Genomic DNA, 15,248 nt, shown 5'->3' on the forward strand with positions numbered 1-15,248 from the left:
GGGCAGGACCGCCGGGCGGATCGGCGGGAGCCGGCCGCGGGCGTCCGTCGCGGACGACGAGATGGGCGAGGGCCGGAACCGCTGTGGGACAGCTCCGCCATCGGGACCGTCACTCACACGTGTCCGGCCGGGGGAGCCGGAACAGGTGCACGTGCCGCCGCGCACATGCTCGGCGCCCGCCTCACCCGTTGAGGAACTCCGCACACCGATAGGGGCCCAGCACAGGGCTTCCGGACGGCCGCAGGGTGACCTCGACGTCGTCGGTCCTGACCTTCGGGTCGAGTACGGACTGGGCGCGCGCCAGCGTGCACACCAGCTGCCCAGTGCCCTGGTCGCGCCCCGTCCCCGTATAGGGGCCGTCGAGGCGCAGTGTGACGCGGGTGCCCGTCCCGGTCACCGAGAAGCCGTCGAGGTGGACGAGGGAGGTGAGCCCGTCGCGCTGCGCGGCGAGTGACGGCCCCTTGTCGAGGAGCAGCTTCATCACCGCGTCGAGGTTCTCGATCTCCTTGTCGAGCAGGGGCACCCCGCGCAGTCCGCTGTCGGACGCGAAGTACAGCCGCATTCCGCGCGTCGGCCCGGACGCGGGCTCGCCCGCGCCGATCACTCCGGTCGGCTGGACGCCGCAGCCCATGAGGGCGATCCCCAGCGCGGCGACCACGCCCGCCTGCCGAACCTTCACTCCGTGCCTTCTCCCGTACGTCGCAGGGGCAGCCGCAGCGTGAACACCGCGCCGCGCTGCTCGGCCACGTCGGCCACGTCGATCGTGCCGCCGTGCAGCCGTGCGTTCTCCAGCGCGATCGCCGTGCCGAGGCCGCTGCCCTGTCCGCTGTCGACCGCGCCGCGCGTGCGGGCCGCATCCGCCTTGTAGAACCGGTCGAAGACCTGCTCCCGGGCCCCCGGCGGCAGCCCGGGACCGTGGTCGGCGACCTCCAGCGTCACCCACTCCCCGTCCGCCGTGCGGGCCGTCCCGAGTGTCACGGTGACCGGCGGGGCTCCGTGCCGCAGCGCGTTGCCCACCAGGTTCGCGACGATCACGTCGATGCGGCGCCGGTCGACCACCGCCCGTACACCCTCGTGGAGGTGCGTCTGCACCCGGTCCGTCCAGCCGCGCAGCGCCAGCGACGACCGTACGGTGTCGGCGAGGTCCGTCTCGGCCGCGTGCAGCCGGACCGCCTTGGCGTCGAAGCGGGAGATCTCCATCAGGTCCTCGACCAGCCGGGACAGCCGCGCCGTCTCCGCGCCGACGGTACGGGCCGCCCGCGCCGCGTCCGGCGGCAACTGGTCGGCGTCCTCCTCCAGGACGGTCGCCACCATCGTCATCGCCGCGAGGGGCGTGCGCAGTTCGTGCGACACGTCCGCCACGAAGCGGCGTGCCTTCGCCTCCTGCTCGCGCAGTTCCGCGTCGGAAGCCTGGAGTGCGTCGGCGGTCTCGTTGAACGTCCTTGCCAGGTCGGCGAGTTCGTCGTGTCCGGTGACGGCGACCCGGCTGCCGAGGTCTCCGGCCGCGAGCTCGTGGGTGGCCCGGCCCAGCTTCCGTACCGGACGAAGGACCGTCCCCGCGGCCAGCAGCGCCAGGACGGCGGCCAGCAGCACCACCGGCACGGTGCCCGCCCGTACGGAGGCCAGCAGGGCGGCGGTGTCGTCGCGCTCGGCCCGCAGATCGCTGATCGCGAAGACCTCCAGGCCGGAGGTGCGGTGGTCCCCGTCGGCATACCGCACGGGCATGCCGACGACCAGATAGGGCTCACCCCGCCACACCACCCGCTGGAACCGGGCCTCGTCCCCGGCGCGCACGGCGGCGCGCAGCTCGGTGGTGATCCGGCCCTCCGTGTCGGCGAGCGAGTCGGAGACCGCGACGAGGTCCTGGTAGCGGGCGACCACGGGGCGGGCGCCGATGCCGTCCGAGATCTTCGCCGCGAACCGGGACAGCGAGTGCTGGTCGGGCGGCACGTCGAAGTCGGCGGCGACCGCGGTGGCCCGCTCCCGGAGGCCGTTCACGGCGGTGTTCTGGGTGCGCTGGAGGACGGCGGTGCGGGCGTCCCGGTAGGCGAGGGCGGTCGCGGTCACCGCGCTGATGAGGGCGACGGCGACGAAGGTGACGACGAGCCGGGTGCGCAGCCCGCCGACGAGCCGCCGGGAGCGCGTCTTCGAGGCGGCGCCGTGCCTGCTCCGGTTCGTACGGCTCACAGCGGCCCGAAGCGGTAGCCGAAGCCGCGCACCGTTTGTACGTACCGCGGCTTGGCCGGTATGTCCTCGATCTTGGCCCGCAGCCGGCCGACCGCCGCGTCCACGAGCCGGGAGTCGCCCAGGAAGGTGTGGTCCCAGACGGATTCGAGGAGCTGCTCACGGCTGAGGACCCGGCCGGGGGCGGCCGACAGCTCCAGCAGCAGCCGCAGTTCGGTGGGCGGCAGCGGGACCGGTGTGCCGTTCTTGGTGACGGTCAGTCCGGCGCGGTCGATCACCAGCCCGGCGAGATCGGCGTCCGAACCGCGCCGTGCGGACGGCTCCGCACGGCGCAGGGCGGCCCGGATGCGGGCCTCCAGCACGGGGGCGGTGACCGGCTTGACGACGTAGTCGTCGGCGCCCGCCTCCAGGCCGGTCACGATGTCCGAGTCGTCGCCGCGCGCGGTCAGCATGATGACCGGCATGGCAGTGGTCCTGGCGCGGATGCGGCGGCACACCTCGAAGCCGTCCATGCCGGGCAGCATCAGGTCCAGTACGGCCAGTTCGACCCGCGCGCCCCGCTCCCCGGCCAGCAGGGCGAGGGCCTGCTCGCCGGTGGCGGCGGTGTCCACGCCGTACCCGTGACGGCGCAGCACGAGCTCCATTCCGTCCCGTACGGACGCGTCGTCCTCGATCAGAAGCACATGCGGCATGGGACCGATTATGAGCATGCCGGGACCGTTTCCGCCCGCCCCGTACGTGGGTGGACGCGCAGGTCGGGGGCATTGTTACGTTCCCATCATGTCGCCATGGACGGGCCATCATCCGCGGCGGCGAACGTGAAGCGCATGAGCTTCCTCAGGACGAAACCCCGTGCCACCGCCGGGCTGCGCATGGTCACCCTCGTGGCCCTGCCCGTACTCGCCTTCTCCGTCGCCTGCGACGGCGGTGACGACAGCGCCGGCGGGGCGAAGAAGAACGACGCGATCGCCGACGTACCGGACGCGCCGACTGCGAGCGCCGCGAAGGGCGAGAGCGAGCCGAACACCCGGTCCGCGGGCAAGAGCGCCTTCTACGACGCACAGATGCAGTTCGTCCAGTGCATGCGTGCCAAGGGCGGCTACAAGGAATACCCCGACCCCAAACTCAGCGGATACCTCGACTGGACGAAAATCAGCGAGATCGGCTCCCAGCCCGGCCGCAACGCCGGCATCAAGGCCGGCAAGAACAACGTCTGCCTGCCCGAGATGCAGGCCGTCATGGCGGTCGAGCCCAAGCGTGACCAGCAGAAGTCCTACGAGTCGATGCTCGCGCACGCCAAGTGCATGCGGGACAACGGCGTCTCCAGGTTCACCAACCCGACCATGAGCGGCGGCAACGCGGTCCCCGGTGGTGACCCGAACCCGGGGTCCCCGTCCATCGACCTGGATTCACCGTCGTACAAGCAGGCTCGCGAGGCGTGCAAGACGAAGCTGCTCGACGGTCTGGACGGCATGCAGTGAAGCACCGCACCGCCTTCCTCATGCTCGGCGCGGCGACCCTCGCCGCCGCCGTCACCGGGGGCGCCCTGTTCCTCGGCGACGGCGGCGACGCGGGCGCCTCCGGGCGGGGCGGCGACCTGCCGCCCGCCACCGTGACCGTCGTACGCACCGACCTCGTGCAGTCCAAGACGGTGGACGGCAAGCTCGACTTCGCGCAGCGCCGCGCCGTCAAGTCCCCCGTCGAGGGCACCGTCACGGTGGCCGCTTCCGAGGGGAGGACGCTGACCATGGGGCAGGCACTGTACGAGCTGAACGACAAGCCCGTCATCCTCCTCTACGGGCCGGTGCCGATGTTCCGCGAGATGAAGGTGGGCGACCGCGGCAGCGACGTACTCCAACTGGAGCGCAATCTGCGCGACCTCGGGTACGGGTCGAAGCTGTACATCGACACGCGGTACGACGAGGACACCGAGGCCGCCGTCAAGCTGTGGCAGAAGTCCCTGAATCGCGACACCACCGGCAGGGTCGGCAGGGGCGATGTCGTGTTCCAGCCCGGCCAGGTCAAGGTGGTCGCAGCCGACGCGGCGCTCGCCGATCAGGTCGGGCCGGACACCCCGGTCCTGACGATCGCCTCCACCAAGCCCGTCGTACGGGCGGAACTGGACCAGACCGACGGCGCGCTCGTCTCCAAGAACACCAAGGTCGAGGTCACGCTGCCGAGCGGGAAGACCGTGGCCGGCAAGGTCGCCGGGACGGTGCGCCCCGAGGCGCCCGCATCCGGGGTCGGAGCCGGCGCCCAGGACGGCATCACCGTCGAAGTCGTTCTGGACGGCGGGGCGAGCGCCGCGTCCGGCGAGGACGTCAAGGCGTCGGCGAGCGTGAAGTTCGTCAGCGAGGCGCGCAAGGGGGTCCTCGCGGTCCCCGTCGAGGCGGTCGTCGCCCTGCGCGGCGAGAACGGCGGCTACGGCCTCCAAGTAGTCCAGGGCGCCACCTCAAGGATGGTGCGGGTGGAGACCGGCATGACCGCCGACGGGCAGATCGAGGTATCGGGCCCGGACCTGCGCGAGGGCATGAAGGTCGGAGTGGCGAAGTCATGACGTCGGCCCCGGTGATCGAACTGCGAGACGCCACCAAGTCGTACCCCGGCGGCGTCCACGCCTTGCGCGGAGTGAACCTCACTGTCGAAGCGGGCGAACTGCTCGCCGTCGTCGGCCCGTCCGGCTCCGGCAAGTCCACGATGCTCAACGTCATGGGCACCCTCGACAAGCCCACCACGGGCACCCTTCGGGTCGCCGGGTACGACGTGTCCGAGCTCTCCGACTCCCGGCTCTCTGCACTGCGCGCCCGCCACATCGGCTTCGTGTTCCAGCACTTCCACCTGGCGGCGGGGCGCGATGCGGTGGACAACGTCGCCGACGGGCTGCTGTACGCGGGCGTACCGCTGAAGGAACGGCGTGCGCGTGCGCGGGAAGCGCTCGCCAAGGTGCGACTGGACCACCGCTGCTCGCACACGCCGAACGAGCTGTCCGGTGGCGAGAAGCAGCGCGTGGCCATCGCCCGCGCCCTGGTGGGAGAGCCCCGGCTGCTGCTGGCGGACGAACCGACCGGGGCGCTGGACACCGCGTCCGGCGAGATCGTCATGGAGCTGCTGCACGAGTTGAACGCGTCCGGCACCACCATCTGTGTGATCACCCACGACAACGAGATCGCGGACTCGCTGCCGCGCCGGGTCCGTTTCAAGGACGGCGAGATCGTCTCGGACGCACGGTCCGGCACGCGCTCCGCCTCCCGCACGGAAGAGGTCGGTTCATGAAGAACGACCTCAAGCCCTCCCGTCTCTCCCCCCGCGACATCCTCCGCGTCGGTGCGGTCGGCCTGCGTGCGCGCCGCGCGCGCGTGGTGCTTTCGGCGCTCGGCATCGCCATCGGTATCGCGACCATGGTCGCGGTCGTCGGTCTGTCCGAGTCGAGCCGCGCGGACCTGATGGCTCAGCTCGATCGCCTCGGCACCAACCTCCTCACCGCCGAGGCGAGCGAGGATCCCATGGGGAAGCCGGTCAAGCTCCCCAAGAACGCGGTCGCGATGGTCGAGCGCGTCGGCCCGGTGCAGCATGCCACGGCCACCGCCGACGTCGACGCCCGCATCCGCCGCAGCGACGTGGTCCCCGAGGAGCGCACCGCCGGTGTCACCACCCAGGCCGCCCGTATCGACCTGCTGTCCACGCTCGGCGGCGAGGTCGACAAGGGCGCCTGGCTGAATCCGGCCGCGGAACGCCTCCCGGTGACGGTCCTCGGCGCGGTGGCGGCGGAACGCCTCGGCATCACCCGCACCGGCGAGACGATCATGATGAACGACACGCGCGTGGTCGTCGTCGGCATCCTCGAACCGATCGAGCTGGTCCCCACCCTGGACCGGGTGGCCATGGTCGGATTCCCCGCCGCCGAGCGCTACTTCGGCTTCGACGGCCACCCCACCACCATCTTCGAGCGCTCCACGGACGCCTCGGTGGAGGACGTACGGACGATCCTGGCCCGAACCATCAGCCCCGGCAACGAGGCGGCCGTCAGGGTCTCCCGCCCCTCGGATGCGCTGGCCGCCAAGGCGGCCACCGACGAGGGCCTGACGACCCTGATGCTCGGCCTGGGCGCGGTGGCCCTCCTGGTCGGCGGTGTGGGCGTCGCCAACACCATGGTCATCTCCGTCCTGGAGCGCCGCCAGGAGATCGGCCTGCGCCGCTCGCTGGGCGCGACCCGCAACGCGATCCGGCTCCAGTTCCTGACCGAGTCGCTGCTGCTGTCGGCGCTGGGCGGGGCGACGGGCGCGCTGCTGGGCGCGGCGGCGACGTACGGCTTCGCGCAGGTCCAGGGGTGGACGGCAGTGATCCCGCCCTGGTCCCTGGCGGGCGGCCTGGCCGCCACCCTCCTGATCGGCGTGGTCGCCGGCCTCTATCCGGCGATCCGCGCCTCCCGTCTCCACCCGACGGTGGCTCTGAACGCGACGTGAGGCGGCGGGCGGGGCGACCCCGTTCCGCTCCGGGTCCGCCCTCGGTTCCGCAGTGACCCCTGGAATCCGCCCTCGTGCCCGGGCGTCACCGTGCGCCGTGCGAACTGCCGCCGGCCGCGCTTACGGCCCGGTCACGACCGCCCCACCAGCCACGACCCGCCCGGCGAAGCCGCGTACACCGCACGTCCGGTTCCCCGGTCGGCTCGGTGGAGCGGGTCAGGTCAGATCGGCGACGATCTGCGTGGTGGCTTCGGCGATCAGGGCATCCTTGGGCGGGGTGCCGTAGCCGGGACGGTCGGACATGATGGCCACCACGAGCGGGGTGGTGTGAGGCGGCCACACGATGGCGATGTCGTTGGCCCTGCCGTAGTCGCCGGTTCCGGTCTTGTCGGCCACCGCCCACCCCTCGGGATGCCCGGCCCGGATGCGTCTGGCGCCGGTGAGGTTGCGTTCGAGCCAGTCCTTGAGCAGCGTGCGTCTGCCGGCGGTCAGCGCGTCACCGAGCACGAGCTTCTGGTAGTCGGCTGCGATCGCCCGCGGAGTGGTGGTGTCGCGCGGGTCTTGTGGGCGGTCTCTGTTCAGCTCGGGCTCGTATTGGTCCATGCGACTGGTGGTGTCTCCGAGTTCGCGCAGGTAGGCGGTCAGCTGCGCCGGACCGCCGATGTCGCGCATCAGCAGGTTGCCGGCCGTTCCGTCGCTGTAACGGATGGCGGCATCGCACAGTTGCCTGATGGTCATTCCGGTCGTGATGTGATCCTTGGTGATCGGCGAGATGGAGTTGACGTCGGCCTGGGTGTAGGTGACGCGCTTGTCCAGGTGACCGAGCGGGTTCCGGTGCAGGACCGCCGCCGCGGCGAGGGCCTTGAAGGTGGAGCAGAACGCGAAACGCTCGTCCGCACGGTAGGCCACCGAGGCGCCGCTACCGGTTGCCAGGGCGTACACGCCCAGACGGGCACCGTGCTTGCGTTCGAGCGCCGCGAACCGCGCACCGTCCCGGGAGCCGGCGGAGCGGCGACTCGGCGCCGGGGACGACCCGGAGGCTGAGCGATCGCCTGCGTCGCACCCCGCCAGCGGCAGGAGAACTGCTGCTGACAGCAAGGCGCGGCGGGACGGGCCGGACTGCTCAAAGAACATTCGGTAGTGCCTGCTTTCACTTGTCCGGCGTGGCCGACGGTGGGCGGCGCCTGCGGCGGAGCCTTCTCGCGGGGCCGCCCCTCACCCCCGCAGCGACTTCCCGAACCCCGCCGCCAGCGGCATTCGCAACCCCAGTGGCGGCGGTGCCGCGAGTGCGTCGGCGACCGGGCGGGCGTAGGCGCGGCCGAAGAGCGAACCGCGGACGAAGTCCGTTGCCAGGGCCGCTACTTCGGCGCGGTGCTGGCGCAGTCCGTGGCCGTCGGAGTGGACCTCGAAGCGGCAGGTGTCGCGGTTGGCCTTCTTGGCGCGTTCGGCCAGGCGGAAGGAGAGCTCGGGGTCGGTGCGGGCATCGTTCGTACCGTGGACGAGCAGGACCTGCCGGCCGAGCAGATGCTTCACCGGCTCCGGCTCGCCCGTCGCGTTCTCGGGCAGCCAAGGAGCCATCGCCAGAACGGAGTTGACCGCCGCGTGGCCGCCCGCGCGGAGGGCGGCGCGGCCGCCCATGCCGTGGCCGGCGAGGCAGACGGGGACGTCGCCGTAGCGTCGTACGACCTCGTCCACCGCCCATCGTGCGTCCGCCGCGAGCTGCGCGTCGGTCGCGTTCCAGCCGCGGCAGCGGTAGCGCACGACATGCGCGGTGAGCCCGTCCTCCCGGCCCGCGCGGGCCAGGATCCGGGCCAGCGGAAGCTGGAGGGCGTACGAGAGGGCGGAGGGGCGGCGGTGCGAGTCGGCCTCGCCGTCCGGGAGCAGCAGAACCACGCCGCTGACCGCTGTTGGTGCTCCGGCCGTCGTGACGGCCCGTCCCAGCCTCGCAGCAGGCAGGGGGAGTGCGCGCTGTGCCATGACAGAACAGTGTCAGAAGGACGCGTGTACTCCACCCATATTCGCGGTCACTGTTACGCATCGGCAAGCGACAATCTACGCGCGTAGGCGCTAGAGTGCCCCAATGATGAGCCCGACCCTCCATGTGCCCGGCCAGGATCAGATCCGGCGTGCCCCCAAGGTCCTTCTCCACGACCACCTCGACGGCGGCCTGCGCCCGGGAACGATCGTCGACCTCGCCGTCGCGAGTGGATACGACGGACTTCCCGAGACCGAGCCCGACAAGCTCGGCATCTGGTTCCGCGAGGCGGCCGACTCCGGATCGCTGGAGCGCTACCTGGAGACCTTCGCCCATACCTGCGCCGTCATGCAGACCCGTGACGCCCTGGTCCGGGTGGCCGCCGAATGCGCCGAGGACCTGGCGGCGGACGGTGTCGTGTACGCCGAGGTGCGGTACGCCCCCGAGCAGCACCTGGAAGCCGGGCTGACCCTCGAAGAGGTCGTCGAGGCGGTCAACGAGGGCTTCCGGGAGGGCGAGCGCCGGGCCCGCCTGGACGGTCACCGCATCCGTATGGGCGCCCTCCTCACCGCGATGCGGCACGCCGCCCGTTCCCTGGAGATCGCCGAACTCGCCAACCGTTACCGCGACCAGGGCGTCGTCGGCTTCGACATCGCGGGCGCGGAGGCGGGCTTCCCGCCCACCCGGCACCTCGACGCGTTCGAGTACCTCAAGCGCGAGAACAACCACTTCACCATCCACGCCGGCGAGGGCTTCGGTCTGCCGTCGATCTGGCAGGCCCTCCAGTGGTGCGGCGCCGACCGGCTCGGCCACGGCGTCCGCATCATCGATGACATCGAGGTTGCCGAGGACGGCGCCGTGAAGCTCGGCCGGCTCGCCTCCTACGTACGGGACAAGCGCATCCCGCTGGAGCTGTGCCCGACCTCCAACCTCCAGACCGGCGCCGCGGCCTCCTACGCCGAGCACCCCATCGGGCTGCTGCGGAGGCTGCATTTCCGGGTCACCGTGAACACGGACAACCGGCTGATGAGCGGTACGAGTATGAGCCAGGAATTCGAGAAGCTGACCGAGACCTTCGGATACACGCTCGACGACATGCAGTGGTTCACCGTCAATGCAATGAAGTCGTCATTCATTCCTTTCGATGAACGTCTGGCGATGATCAATGATGTGATCAAGCCCGGATACGCCGAACTGAAGTCCGAGTGGCTCTTCGAGCAGACCGCTACGACCAGCATTTCTTCCGCTTCTGCGGGCTGACCGGCACCCCTTCGGAAAGCGGCCGGGACGGCGGATTCCCGGCCGTTTCCCGTATCCGGCAGGTTTGCGGGACGGGCAGTGGGCTGACTACGTTTCAGACCCCCCACATCCCTCTCCCCAAGGATGAATTTCACATGAAGCAGTCTGCTGTCAGGACTCTCGGCGTCGCCGCTGTCGGTGCCGCTTTCGCCGCTGCCGCCGCGGGTACCGCCTCCGCCACCGTGCTGCCGGCCGACGCCGCGGCCACCGCACTGCCGGCCGCCGGCTCGGCGCTGGAGAACGCGACCCGGTCCCTGCCGGTCCAGGACACGGCCACCAAGCTTGTCGGCGCCGACCGGCAGAAGCTCGTCGGCGACGCCGCCACCCCGGTCAAGGGCCTGCTCGGCGGCCTGCCCGCGGGCGGCGTGCAGACCAGCGGCCTGACGACCAACGGTCTCCCGCTCGGCGGCTGACCCCCGTTCCGGGGGCGATCCCCGTACACACGCCTGTGGGCGGACACCCGGACCGGGTGTCCGCCCACAGGCGTGTGGTGCGTACGCGGGTCACCAGGCGGTGGACGCCGTCTTCTCGGACGGGAACAGCACCCACAGCGCCAGGTAGAGAAGGAACTGCGGCCCCGGCAGCAGGCAGGAGACCAGGAAGATGATGCGCATCGTTCCCGCGGAGGTGCCGAAGCGCCTTGCCAGCGCTGCGCACACTCCGCCGATCATGCGTCCGTCACGGGGGCGGGCAAGTGCGGCCATGGTGGGCTCCTTCGCGAACCGTTACCGAGGGAGCAGCTCCGTCGTGCTCCCGATGCGTCCATGGTCGCCCGACCAACGGGGGCAAAGCGTCGCTCTACGGTGCGATACCGACCCTGGGAATCGTCGGGGTCGAGCCCTGAGGTGCCTCGTCCCTGGAGCGGGGCAGCACCCTGATCCGCTGCTGCTTCCTGCGGCGCAGCCGCGCCCGGCCCAGGGGTACGACCAGCAGATGGGCGAGCGCCACGCCGGTGGTGTTCAGCAGCAGTGAGTCGACGTCGACGACCTGTCCCGGAACGCCGGTCTGCGCCAGTTCGATCGCCAGCGAGATCAGCGCCCCCGCCGCGACGGTACGCGCCAGCGAGGCCCACGGGGAGACGAACAGCCGGCCTCCGGCCATCGGCAGCAGTACGCCCAGCGGGGCGAGCAGCAGCAGCCCCTCACCGATACGGCGGGTGGCCTCGACCGGGCCGAGGGACAGGTCCGCTCTGATGCCTGCGAGCGGATGAAGATTCGAGGCGGTCGTCCACGGCACGTCGAGGGGGCGCAGAGTCAGCCACCCGACAAACAGCAGATGCGCGAGGAGGAGAAAGACCCCGGCCGCGCGGAAGCGGATGACAGTTTGACTGCCCGAACCTTGACGCACGCACCCCAAGACGCGCCGGGCGGCAGGATCGGTTCCGCCCGGCCGGAACCAAGCCCGGCTCCGGACGGAACCCGGCCCGGACCCGGGCGGGAGGACCGCTCCCCGCGCTCCTCCCGGTCAGGCCCCCGACCCTGTCGCCATCCCCGTCCCCGCCCCCGTCGCGGTGCCCGGCGTCGGTACCGTCTTCGGTCTGGTCTTCGTCTCCGTGGTGCACAGATATCCGTGCGGCCGATAGCTCCCGGGCCCGCCAAGCACCACCCTGCCGTCCGGGGCGAGCGTCTCGCTCTCCGCGTACGTGCACACGATCTGCGCCAGCGCCTCGGCAGGCAGGTCCTCCGGCTGTTCGCTGAGCCGTAGCGTGCCCCGGGGGTCGCCGCCGCGGGCCGCGCTGACCTGCAGGGTCGCCGGCACGGTGGTGGAGAACCCGGCCTGCCGCTCATCGGTGGGCGGCTTCTGTTCCAGCTCGTCGAGGAGGGCCTGCGCGATCCGGACCCGGTCCGACTTCGCCTCGTCGACCCGCACCGTACGGTCCACCGTGACCAGCTGCGAGGAGCAGACCAGATAGATCTGTACCGGGACGCCCTGGAGGGTCGGGGTCGCGACGTCCTCCGCGGACATGGAGCACGGCACCTGCGACGGTGCGGCCCCGGCGTCCACAGGTACGGAGGTGGTCCTGATCCCGCAGCCCGCGGCCAGCGCGGCCACGGTCACGGCACCGGCCAGCGCCACGGCCGAACGGCGCCCCCGGCGATTGCTGCCCCTCACGTCGCGTCGCCCTCCTCGTCCCGGACCCCCGCGTCGCGATCTCCGGCACTCCCGGCGCCCCCCGCGGAACCGGTGAGCGGCTCGGCATCGCGCGGCAGCCGCAGGACGAACACCGCGCCGTCGCCGTCCGGCGAGTTCGCGGCCGTGATGTCACCGCCGTGGATGTGCGCGTTCTCCATGGCGATCGACAGACCGAGACCGCTGCCCTCGGAGCGCGGACGGGAGGCGCTGGCCTTGTAGAACCGGTCGAAGACATGCGGCAGGACGTCCTCGGGGATACCGGGGCCGTGGTCGCGGACCTCGATGACGAGTTCGTCGCCCTCGGTCCGTACCGCGACCCTTACCGGCGAACCGCCGTGCTTGAGCGCGTTGCCGATCAGGTTCGCCAGGATCACGTCCAGCCGGCGCGGGTCGAGGCGGACCATCATGCCGCGCTCGGCGTCCAGATCCACCGCGTCCAGCCAGGCGCGGGCGTCGATGCAGGCGGTGACCTGGTCGGCGACGTCGACGGTGTCGAGGACGAGCCGGGCCGTACCCGCGTCGAAGCGCGTGACCTCCATCAGGTTCTCCACCAGGTCGTTGAGGCGTCGGGTCTCGCTCACCACCAGGTGCACCGCGGGCGCGATCATCGGGTCGAGGCTGTCCGCCTCGTCCTCCAGCACCTCGGTGACGGCGGTCAACGCGGTGAGCGGGGTGCGCAGTTCGTGGGACATGTCGGCGACGAACCGCCGGCTCGCCTCGTCCCGCGCGCTCATGTCCGCGACCTTCTTCTCCAGCGAACTGGCCGTCCTGTTGAACGTACGGGAGAGATCGGCCAGCTCATCGGTGCCGGACACCACGAGCCGGGTGTCGAGCTTGCCCTCGCCGAGCTTGCGGGCGGCGTCACCGAGCCGCTGTACCGGCCGCAGCACGGTCGTCGCCGCGGCCTGCGCGAGCAGCGCCGAGCCGACCAGGGCGAGCCCGGTGGCGATCCCCAGCGACCAGGCCAGGGAGTTCAGGTCCTGCCGCTCCTGGTCGAGGGACTTCAGCATGTAGCCGGTCGGGCCACCGCCGATGATCTTCGTACCGCCCACCAGGTACGGCGTACCGCGGATGCTGACCCGCTGCCAGAACAGGTGGTACTTGTACTTGTTTCCCGCTTCGACCGGCTGCTTCTCGTTGACGGCCTTCTGCAGCGACAGCGGCACGTTGTCGAGCGTGAAGGTGTCCAGATCGGAGTTGCCGACGATCGGCTTGCCGGTGTCGCGCTCGTCGACGAGCAGCACGCTGTAGTCCGCCGAACTGCTCGCCATCTGCACTGCGGCGTTCTGCAGATCGTCCTTGGTGGGCCGCAGCGGCAGCGAGGCCGCCCGGCTCTGCATCTCCTGGCGGAAGTCCCCGAGCGCCGAGTCCTGGGTACGCGTCAGTACGGCCTCGCGGTTCAGCCAGTACGCGATCCCCGAGGCGGATACCGCGGCGGTCAGTGCCACCAGCGCGAACACGACGACGAGACGCAGTCGCAGACTCGTCCAGCGGAGCCCGGTGAGCAGGCTCCGCCCGATGGCATCGCTCACTGAGGAGAATCCAGCCGGTAGCCCACACCCCGAACGGTACGGATCAGGGTCGGCGAGGACGGTACGTCCTCCACCTTGGCGCGCAGCCGCTGCACACAGGCGTCCACGAGCCGGGAGTCGCCGAGGTAGTCGTGCTCCCAGACCAGCCGCAGCAGCTGCTGCCGTGACAGGGCCTGGCCCGGCCGGCGGCTCAGTTCCAGCAGGAGACGCAGCTCCGTCGGTGTGAGCTGCAGATCCTCGCCGTTCTTGGTCACGGTCATCGCGGAACGGTCGATCACCACGTTCCCGAAGGACGCGGAGTCGGTGGACTCGCGCTCGCCGCGGCGCAGCACCGCCCGGATGCGGGCATCGAGCACCCGGCCCTGCACGGGTTTGACCACATAGTCGTCGGCACCGGACTCCAGCCCGACGACGACGTCGATGTCGTCGCTGCGCGCGGTCAGCAGAATGATCGGCAGCTGGTCGGTGCGCCGGATGCGCCGGCACACCTCGAAACCGTCGATGCCGGGCAGCATCACATCCAGCACGATCAGATCGGGCCGCTGCTCACGCAGCAGTTTCAGGCCGTCCTCTCCCGTCGCCGCGGTGGCCACACGGTGGCCCTGGCGTGACAGCGAGAGTTCGAGGGCCGTGCGGATGGCGTCGTCGTCCTCGATCAGCAACAGGAAAGGCACGCTGGTCATTCTGACCCATGGGGGAGCCCCAGTTCGACAGTTGGGGGTGACTCATACATTCCGCGCCCCGCCGGAGCACCGACGGCAGGCCCTGTGACAGGCCTGTGACAGTCGGCGGACAGCCCCATGAAACTGCCCCGGCAAGCTCATTGGCACAAGGTACGGACGGACTCCACCGATGGGGGGCGCGAGATGAACGCGATTCAGAGCACCACCGCAAGCGCAGTTGTCACGCGTCTCCACGATGTCGGCCGGAGCACCGAGAGGTCCGGGGCTGCGAACGCGCGGGGGTGCGCTCGTGGCGTCGGGCGTCAGCACACGTCGTACATGACGGTGGTCGACGCGCCGGTGGGGACCAACGGGGGAAGCAACGGGGGATCCGCGTACGGGGAGGTCATGGGGGAGCGGAAGGCCCCGGCGCAGTCCGAGGACGCCGAAACGGCGTTCACGGCCTACGTCCGGGAGCGCCGCGCCTCCCTGTACGCAACCGCCTACCATCTGACCGGTGACCGGTTCGAGGCCGAGGATCTGCTGCAGAGCGCCCTCTTCTCGACGTACCGGGCATGGGACCGGATCAGCGACAAGGCGGCGGTCGGCGGCTATCTGCGCCGTACCATGACCAACCTGCACATCAGCGCCTGGCGCAGGCGCAAGCTCAACGAGTACCCGACCGAGGAGCTGCCGGAGACGGCGGGCGACACGGACGCGATGCGCGGCACGGAACTGCGCGCCGTGCTCTGGCAGGCGCTGGCGCGGCTGCCCGAACTCCAGCGCACGATGCTGGTCCTGCGGTACTACGAAGGCCGCACCGATCCGGAGATCGCGGCCATTCTCGACATCAGTGTCGGCACGGTGAAGTCCAGCATCTGGCGGTCGCTCCGCCGGCTGCGCGACGACGAGGTCCTCAGCTTCGGCCGTGACCAGGAGGAGTCCTTCGGCGAGCTGGTGGCCTGAGGGGACGGGGGATACGGGGGAACACGGGGCCGCT

The 15,248-nt window shown here is 70.9% G+C and carries 17 protein-coding genes; 7 read left to right on the forward strand and 10 right to left on the reverse strand.

Annotated elements, in window-relative coordinates:
- Window positions 1-181: 181 nt before the first annotated feature.
- The 3 genes from ACZ7L9_RS12050 to ACZ7L9_RS12060 are packed head-to-tail and all read right to left on the reverse strand — an operon-like array spanning window position 182 to window position 2,876.
- The gene (locus ACZ7L9_RS12050; RefSeq protein WP_471414595.1) at window positions 182-679 is read right to left on the reverse strand and encodes a GerMN domain-containing protein; all 498 of its coding nucleotides are present in this window, start codon (window positions 677-679) and stop codon (window positions 182-184) included.
- Window positions 676-2,187 carry an ATP-binding protein gene (locus tag ACZ7L9_RS12055; protein ID WP_471414596.1) on the reverse strand — a complete coding sequence of 504 codons (1,512 nt, stop codon included), beginning with the start codon at window positions 2,185-2,187 and terminating at the stop codon, window positions 676-678. Before ACZ7L9_RS12055 ends, ACZ7L9_RS12050 begins: the two co-directional genes overlap by 4 nt.
- A complete protein-coding gene (locus ACZ7L9_RS12060; RefSeq protein ID WP_471414598.1) occupies window positions 2,184-2,876 on the reverse strand; it encodes a response regulator transcription factor in 693 nt (230 codons plus the stop codon). Before ACZ7L9_RS12060 ends, ACZ7L9_RS12055 begins: the two co-directional genes overlap by 4 nt.
- Before the next feature lie 96 nt (window positions 2,877-2,972).
- Between ACZ7L9_RS12060 and ACZ7L9_RS12065 the strand changes: the two genes are divergently transcribed.
- The 4 genes from ACZ7L9_RS12065 to ACZ7L9_RS12080 are packed head-to-tail and all read left to right on the forward strand — an operon-like array spanning window position 2,973 to window position 6,647.
- Complete coding sequence (locus tag ACZ7L9_RS12065) at window positions 2,973-3,665, forward strand: hypothetical protein (protein WP_471414600.1); 693 nt, start codon at window positions 2,973-2,975, stop codon at window positions 3,663-3,665.
- Between the two features lie 20 nt (window positions 3,666-3,685).
- Window positions 3,686-4,741: a peptidoglycan-binding protein gene (locus ACZ7L9_RS12070; protein ID WP_471414693.1), complete on the forward strand. Its 1,056-nt coding sequence runs from the start codon at window positions 3,686-3,688 to the stop codon at window positions 4,739-4,741.
- Entirely contained in the window at window positions 4,738-5,457 is a 720-nt protein-coding gene (locus ACZ7L9_RS12075; RefSeq protein ID WP_471414601.1) for an ABC transporter ATP-binding protein, read from the forward strand. Before ACZ7L9_RS12070 ends, ACZ7L9_RS12075 begins: the two co-directional genes overlap by 4 nt.
- Complete coding sequence (locus ACZ7L9_RS12080; protein WP_471414602.1) at window positions 5,454-6,647, forward strand: ABC transporter permease; 1,194 nt, start codon at window positions 5,454-5,456, stop codon at window positions 6,645-6,647. The genes ACZ7L9_RS12075 and ACZ7L9_RS12080 overlap by 4 nt, the downstream gene beginning before the upstream one ends.
- Before the next feature lie 216 nt (window positions 6,648-6,863).
- On the opposite strand, the gene bla is transcribed toward ACZ7L9_RS12080, so the two are convergent.
- Together bla and ACZ7L9_RS12090 are read right to left on the reverse strand one after the other, a co-directional pair.
- Window positions 6,864-7,781 carry a class A beta-lactamase gene (gene bla, locus ACZ7L9_RS12085; protein WP_471414604.1) on the reverse strand — a complete coding sequence of 306 codons (918 nt, stop codon included), beginning with the start codon at window positions 7,779-7,781 and terminating at the stop codon, window positions 6,864-6,866.
- An 81-nt stretch (window positions 7,782-7,862) separates the two neighbouring features.
- The gene (locus tag ACZ7L9_RS12090) at window positions 7,863-8,624 is read right to left on the reverse strand and encodes an alpha/beta hydrolase family protein (protein ID WP_471414606.1); all 762 of its coding nucleotides are present in this window, start codon (window positions 8,622-8,624) and stop codon (window positions 7,863-7,865) included.
- A 103-nt stretch (window positions 8,625-8,727) separates the two neighbouring features.
- Between ACZ7L9_RS12090 and ACZ7L9_RS12095 the strand changes: the two genes are divergently transcribed.
- Both ACZ7L9_RS12095 and ACZ7L9_RS12100 read left to right on the forward strand, forming a co-directional pair.
- On the forward strand, window positions 8,728-9,882 hold the full coding sequence (locus tag ACZ7L9_RS12095) for an adenosine deaminase (RefSeq protein ID WP_471414608.1): 1,155 nt from the start codon (window positions 8,728-8,730) through the stop codon (window positions 9,880-9,882).
- A 134-nt stretch (window positions 9,883-10,016) separates the two neighbouring features.
- Entirely contained in the window at window positions 10,017-10,334 is a 318-nt protein-coding gene (locus ACZ7L9_RS12100) for a hypothetical protein (RefSeq protein WP_471414609.1), read from the forward strand.
- A gap of 90 nt (window positions 10,335-10,424) precedes the next feature.
- On the opposite strand, the gene ACZ7L9_RS12105 is transcribed toward ACZ7L9_RS12100, so the two are convergent.
- The 5 genes from ACZ7L9_RS12105 to afsQ1 all read right to left on the reverse strand — a co-directional run bounded on the left by ACZ7L9_RS12105 (window position 10,425) and on the right by afsQ1 (window position 14,260).
- Window positions 10,425-10,625 carry a PspC domain-containing protein gene (locus tag ACZ7L9_RS12105; protein ID WP_393692061.1) on the reverse strand — a complete coding sequence of 67 codons (201 nt, stop codon included), beginning with the start codon at window positions 10,623-10,625 and terminating at the stop codon, window positions 10,425-10,427.
- Between the two features lie 94 nt (window positions 10,626-10,719).
- A complete protein-coding gene (locus tag ACZ7L9_RS12110) occupies window positions 10,720-11,268 on the reverse strand; it encodes a VanZ family protein (RefSeq protein WP_471414611.1) in 549 nt (182 codons plus the stop codon).
- A 117-nt stretch (window positions 11,269-11,385) separates the two neighbouring features.
- A complete protein-coding gene (locus ACZ7L9_RS12115; protein WP_471414613.1) occupies window positions 11,386-12,033 on the reverse strand; it encodes a GerMN domain-containing protein in 648 nt (215 codons plus the stop codon).
- A complete protein-coding gene (locus tag ACZ7L9_RS12120; RefSeq protein WP_471414615.1) occupies window positions 12,030-13,586 on the reverse strand; it encodes an ATP-binding protein in 1,557 nt (518 codons plus the stop codon). The genes ACZ7L9_RS12115 and ACZ7L9_RS12120 overlap by 4 nt, the downstream gene beginning before the upstream one ends.
- On the reverse strand, window positions 13,583-14,260 hold the full coding sequence (gene afsQ1, locus ACZ7L9_RS12125) for a two-component system response regulator AfsQ1 (RefSeq protein WP_176729344.1): 678 nt from the start codon (window positions 14,258-14,260) through the stop codon (window positions 13,583-13,585). Before afsQ1 ends, ACZ7L9_RS12120 begins: the two co-directional genes overlap by 4 nt.
- Before the next feature lie 192 nt (window positions 14,261-14,452).
- Here afsQ1 and ACZ7L9_RS12130 point away from each other — a divergent pair, with 192 nt between their 5' ends.
- Window positions 14,453-15,214: a SigE family RNA polymerase sigma factor gene (locus ACZ7L9_RS12130; RefSeq protein ID WP_471414616.1), complete on the forward strand. Its 762-nt coding sequence runs from the start codon at window positions 14,453-14,455 to the stop codon at window positions 15,212-15,214.
- The last annotated feature ends 34 nt before the right edge of the window (window positions 15,215-15,248 follow it).

Source organism: Streptomyces sp. NPDC111516 (genome assembly GCF_055635345.1).

Coding starts and splice junctions, on each gene's coding strand:
- ACZ7L9_RS12060 (WP_471414598.1), bottom strand. CDS start 2,876: ATGCCGCATGTGCTTCTGATCGAGGACGACGCGTCCGTACGGGACGGA.
- ACZ7L9_RS12065 (WP_471414600.1), top strand. CDS start 2,973: ATGGACGGGCCATCATCCGCGGCGGCGAACGTGAAGCGCATGAGCTTC.
- ACZ7L9_RS12070 (WP_471414693.1), top strand. CDS start 3,686: ATGCTCGGCGCGGCGACCCTCGCCGCCGCCGTCACCGGGGGCGCCCTG.
- ACZ7L9_RS12075 (WP_471414601.1), top strand. CDS start 4,738: ATGACGTCGGCCCCGGTGATCGAACTGCGAGACGCCACCAAGTCGTAC.
- ACZ7L9_RS12080 (WP_471414602.1), top strand. CDS start 5,454: ATGAAGAACGACCTCAAGCCCTCCCGTCTCTCCCCCCGCGACATCCTC.
- bla (WP_471414604.1), bottom strand. CDS start 7,781: ATGTTCTTTGAGCAGTCCGGCCCGTCCCGCCGCGCCTTGCTGTCAGCA.
- ACZ7L9_RS12090 (WP_471414606.1), bottom strand. CDS start 8,624: ATGGCACAGCGCGCACTCCCCCTGCCTGCTGCGAGGCTGGGACGGGCC.
- ACZ7L9_RS12095 (WP_471414608.1), top strand. CDS start 8,728: ATGATGAGCCCGACCCTCCATGTGCCCGGCCAGGATCAGATCCGGCGT.
- ACZ7L9_RS12100 (WP_471414609.1), top strand. CDS start 10,017: ATGAAGCAGTCTGCTGTCAGGACTCTCGGCGTCGCCGCTGTCGGTGCC.
- ACZ7L9_RS12105 (WP_393692061.1), bottom strand. CDS start 10,625: ATGGCCGCACTTGCCCGCCCCCGTGACGGACGCATGATCGGCGGAGTG.
- ACZ7L9_RS12130 (WP_471414616.1), top strand. CDS start 14,453: ATGAACGCGATTCAGAGCACCACCGCAAGCGCAGTTGTCACGCGTCTC.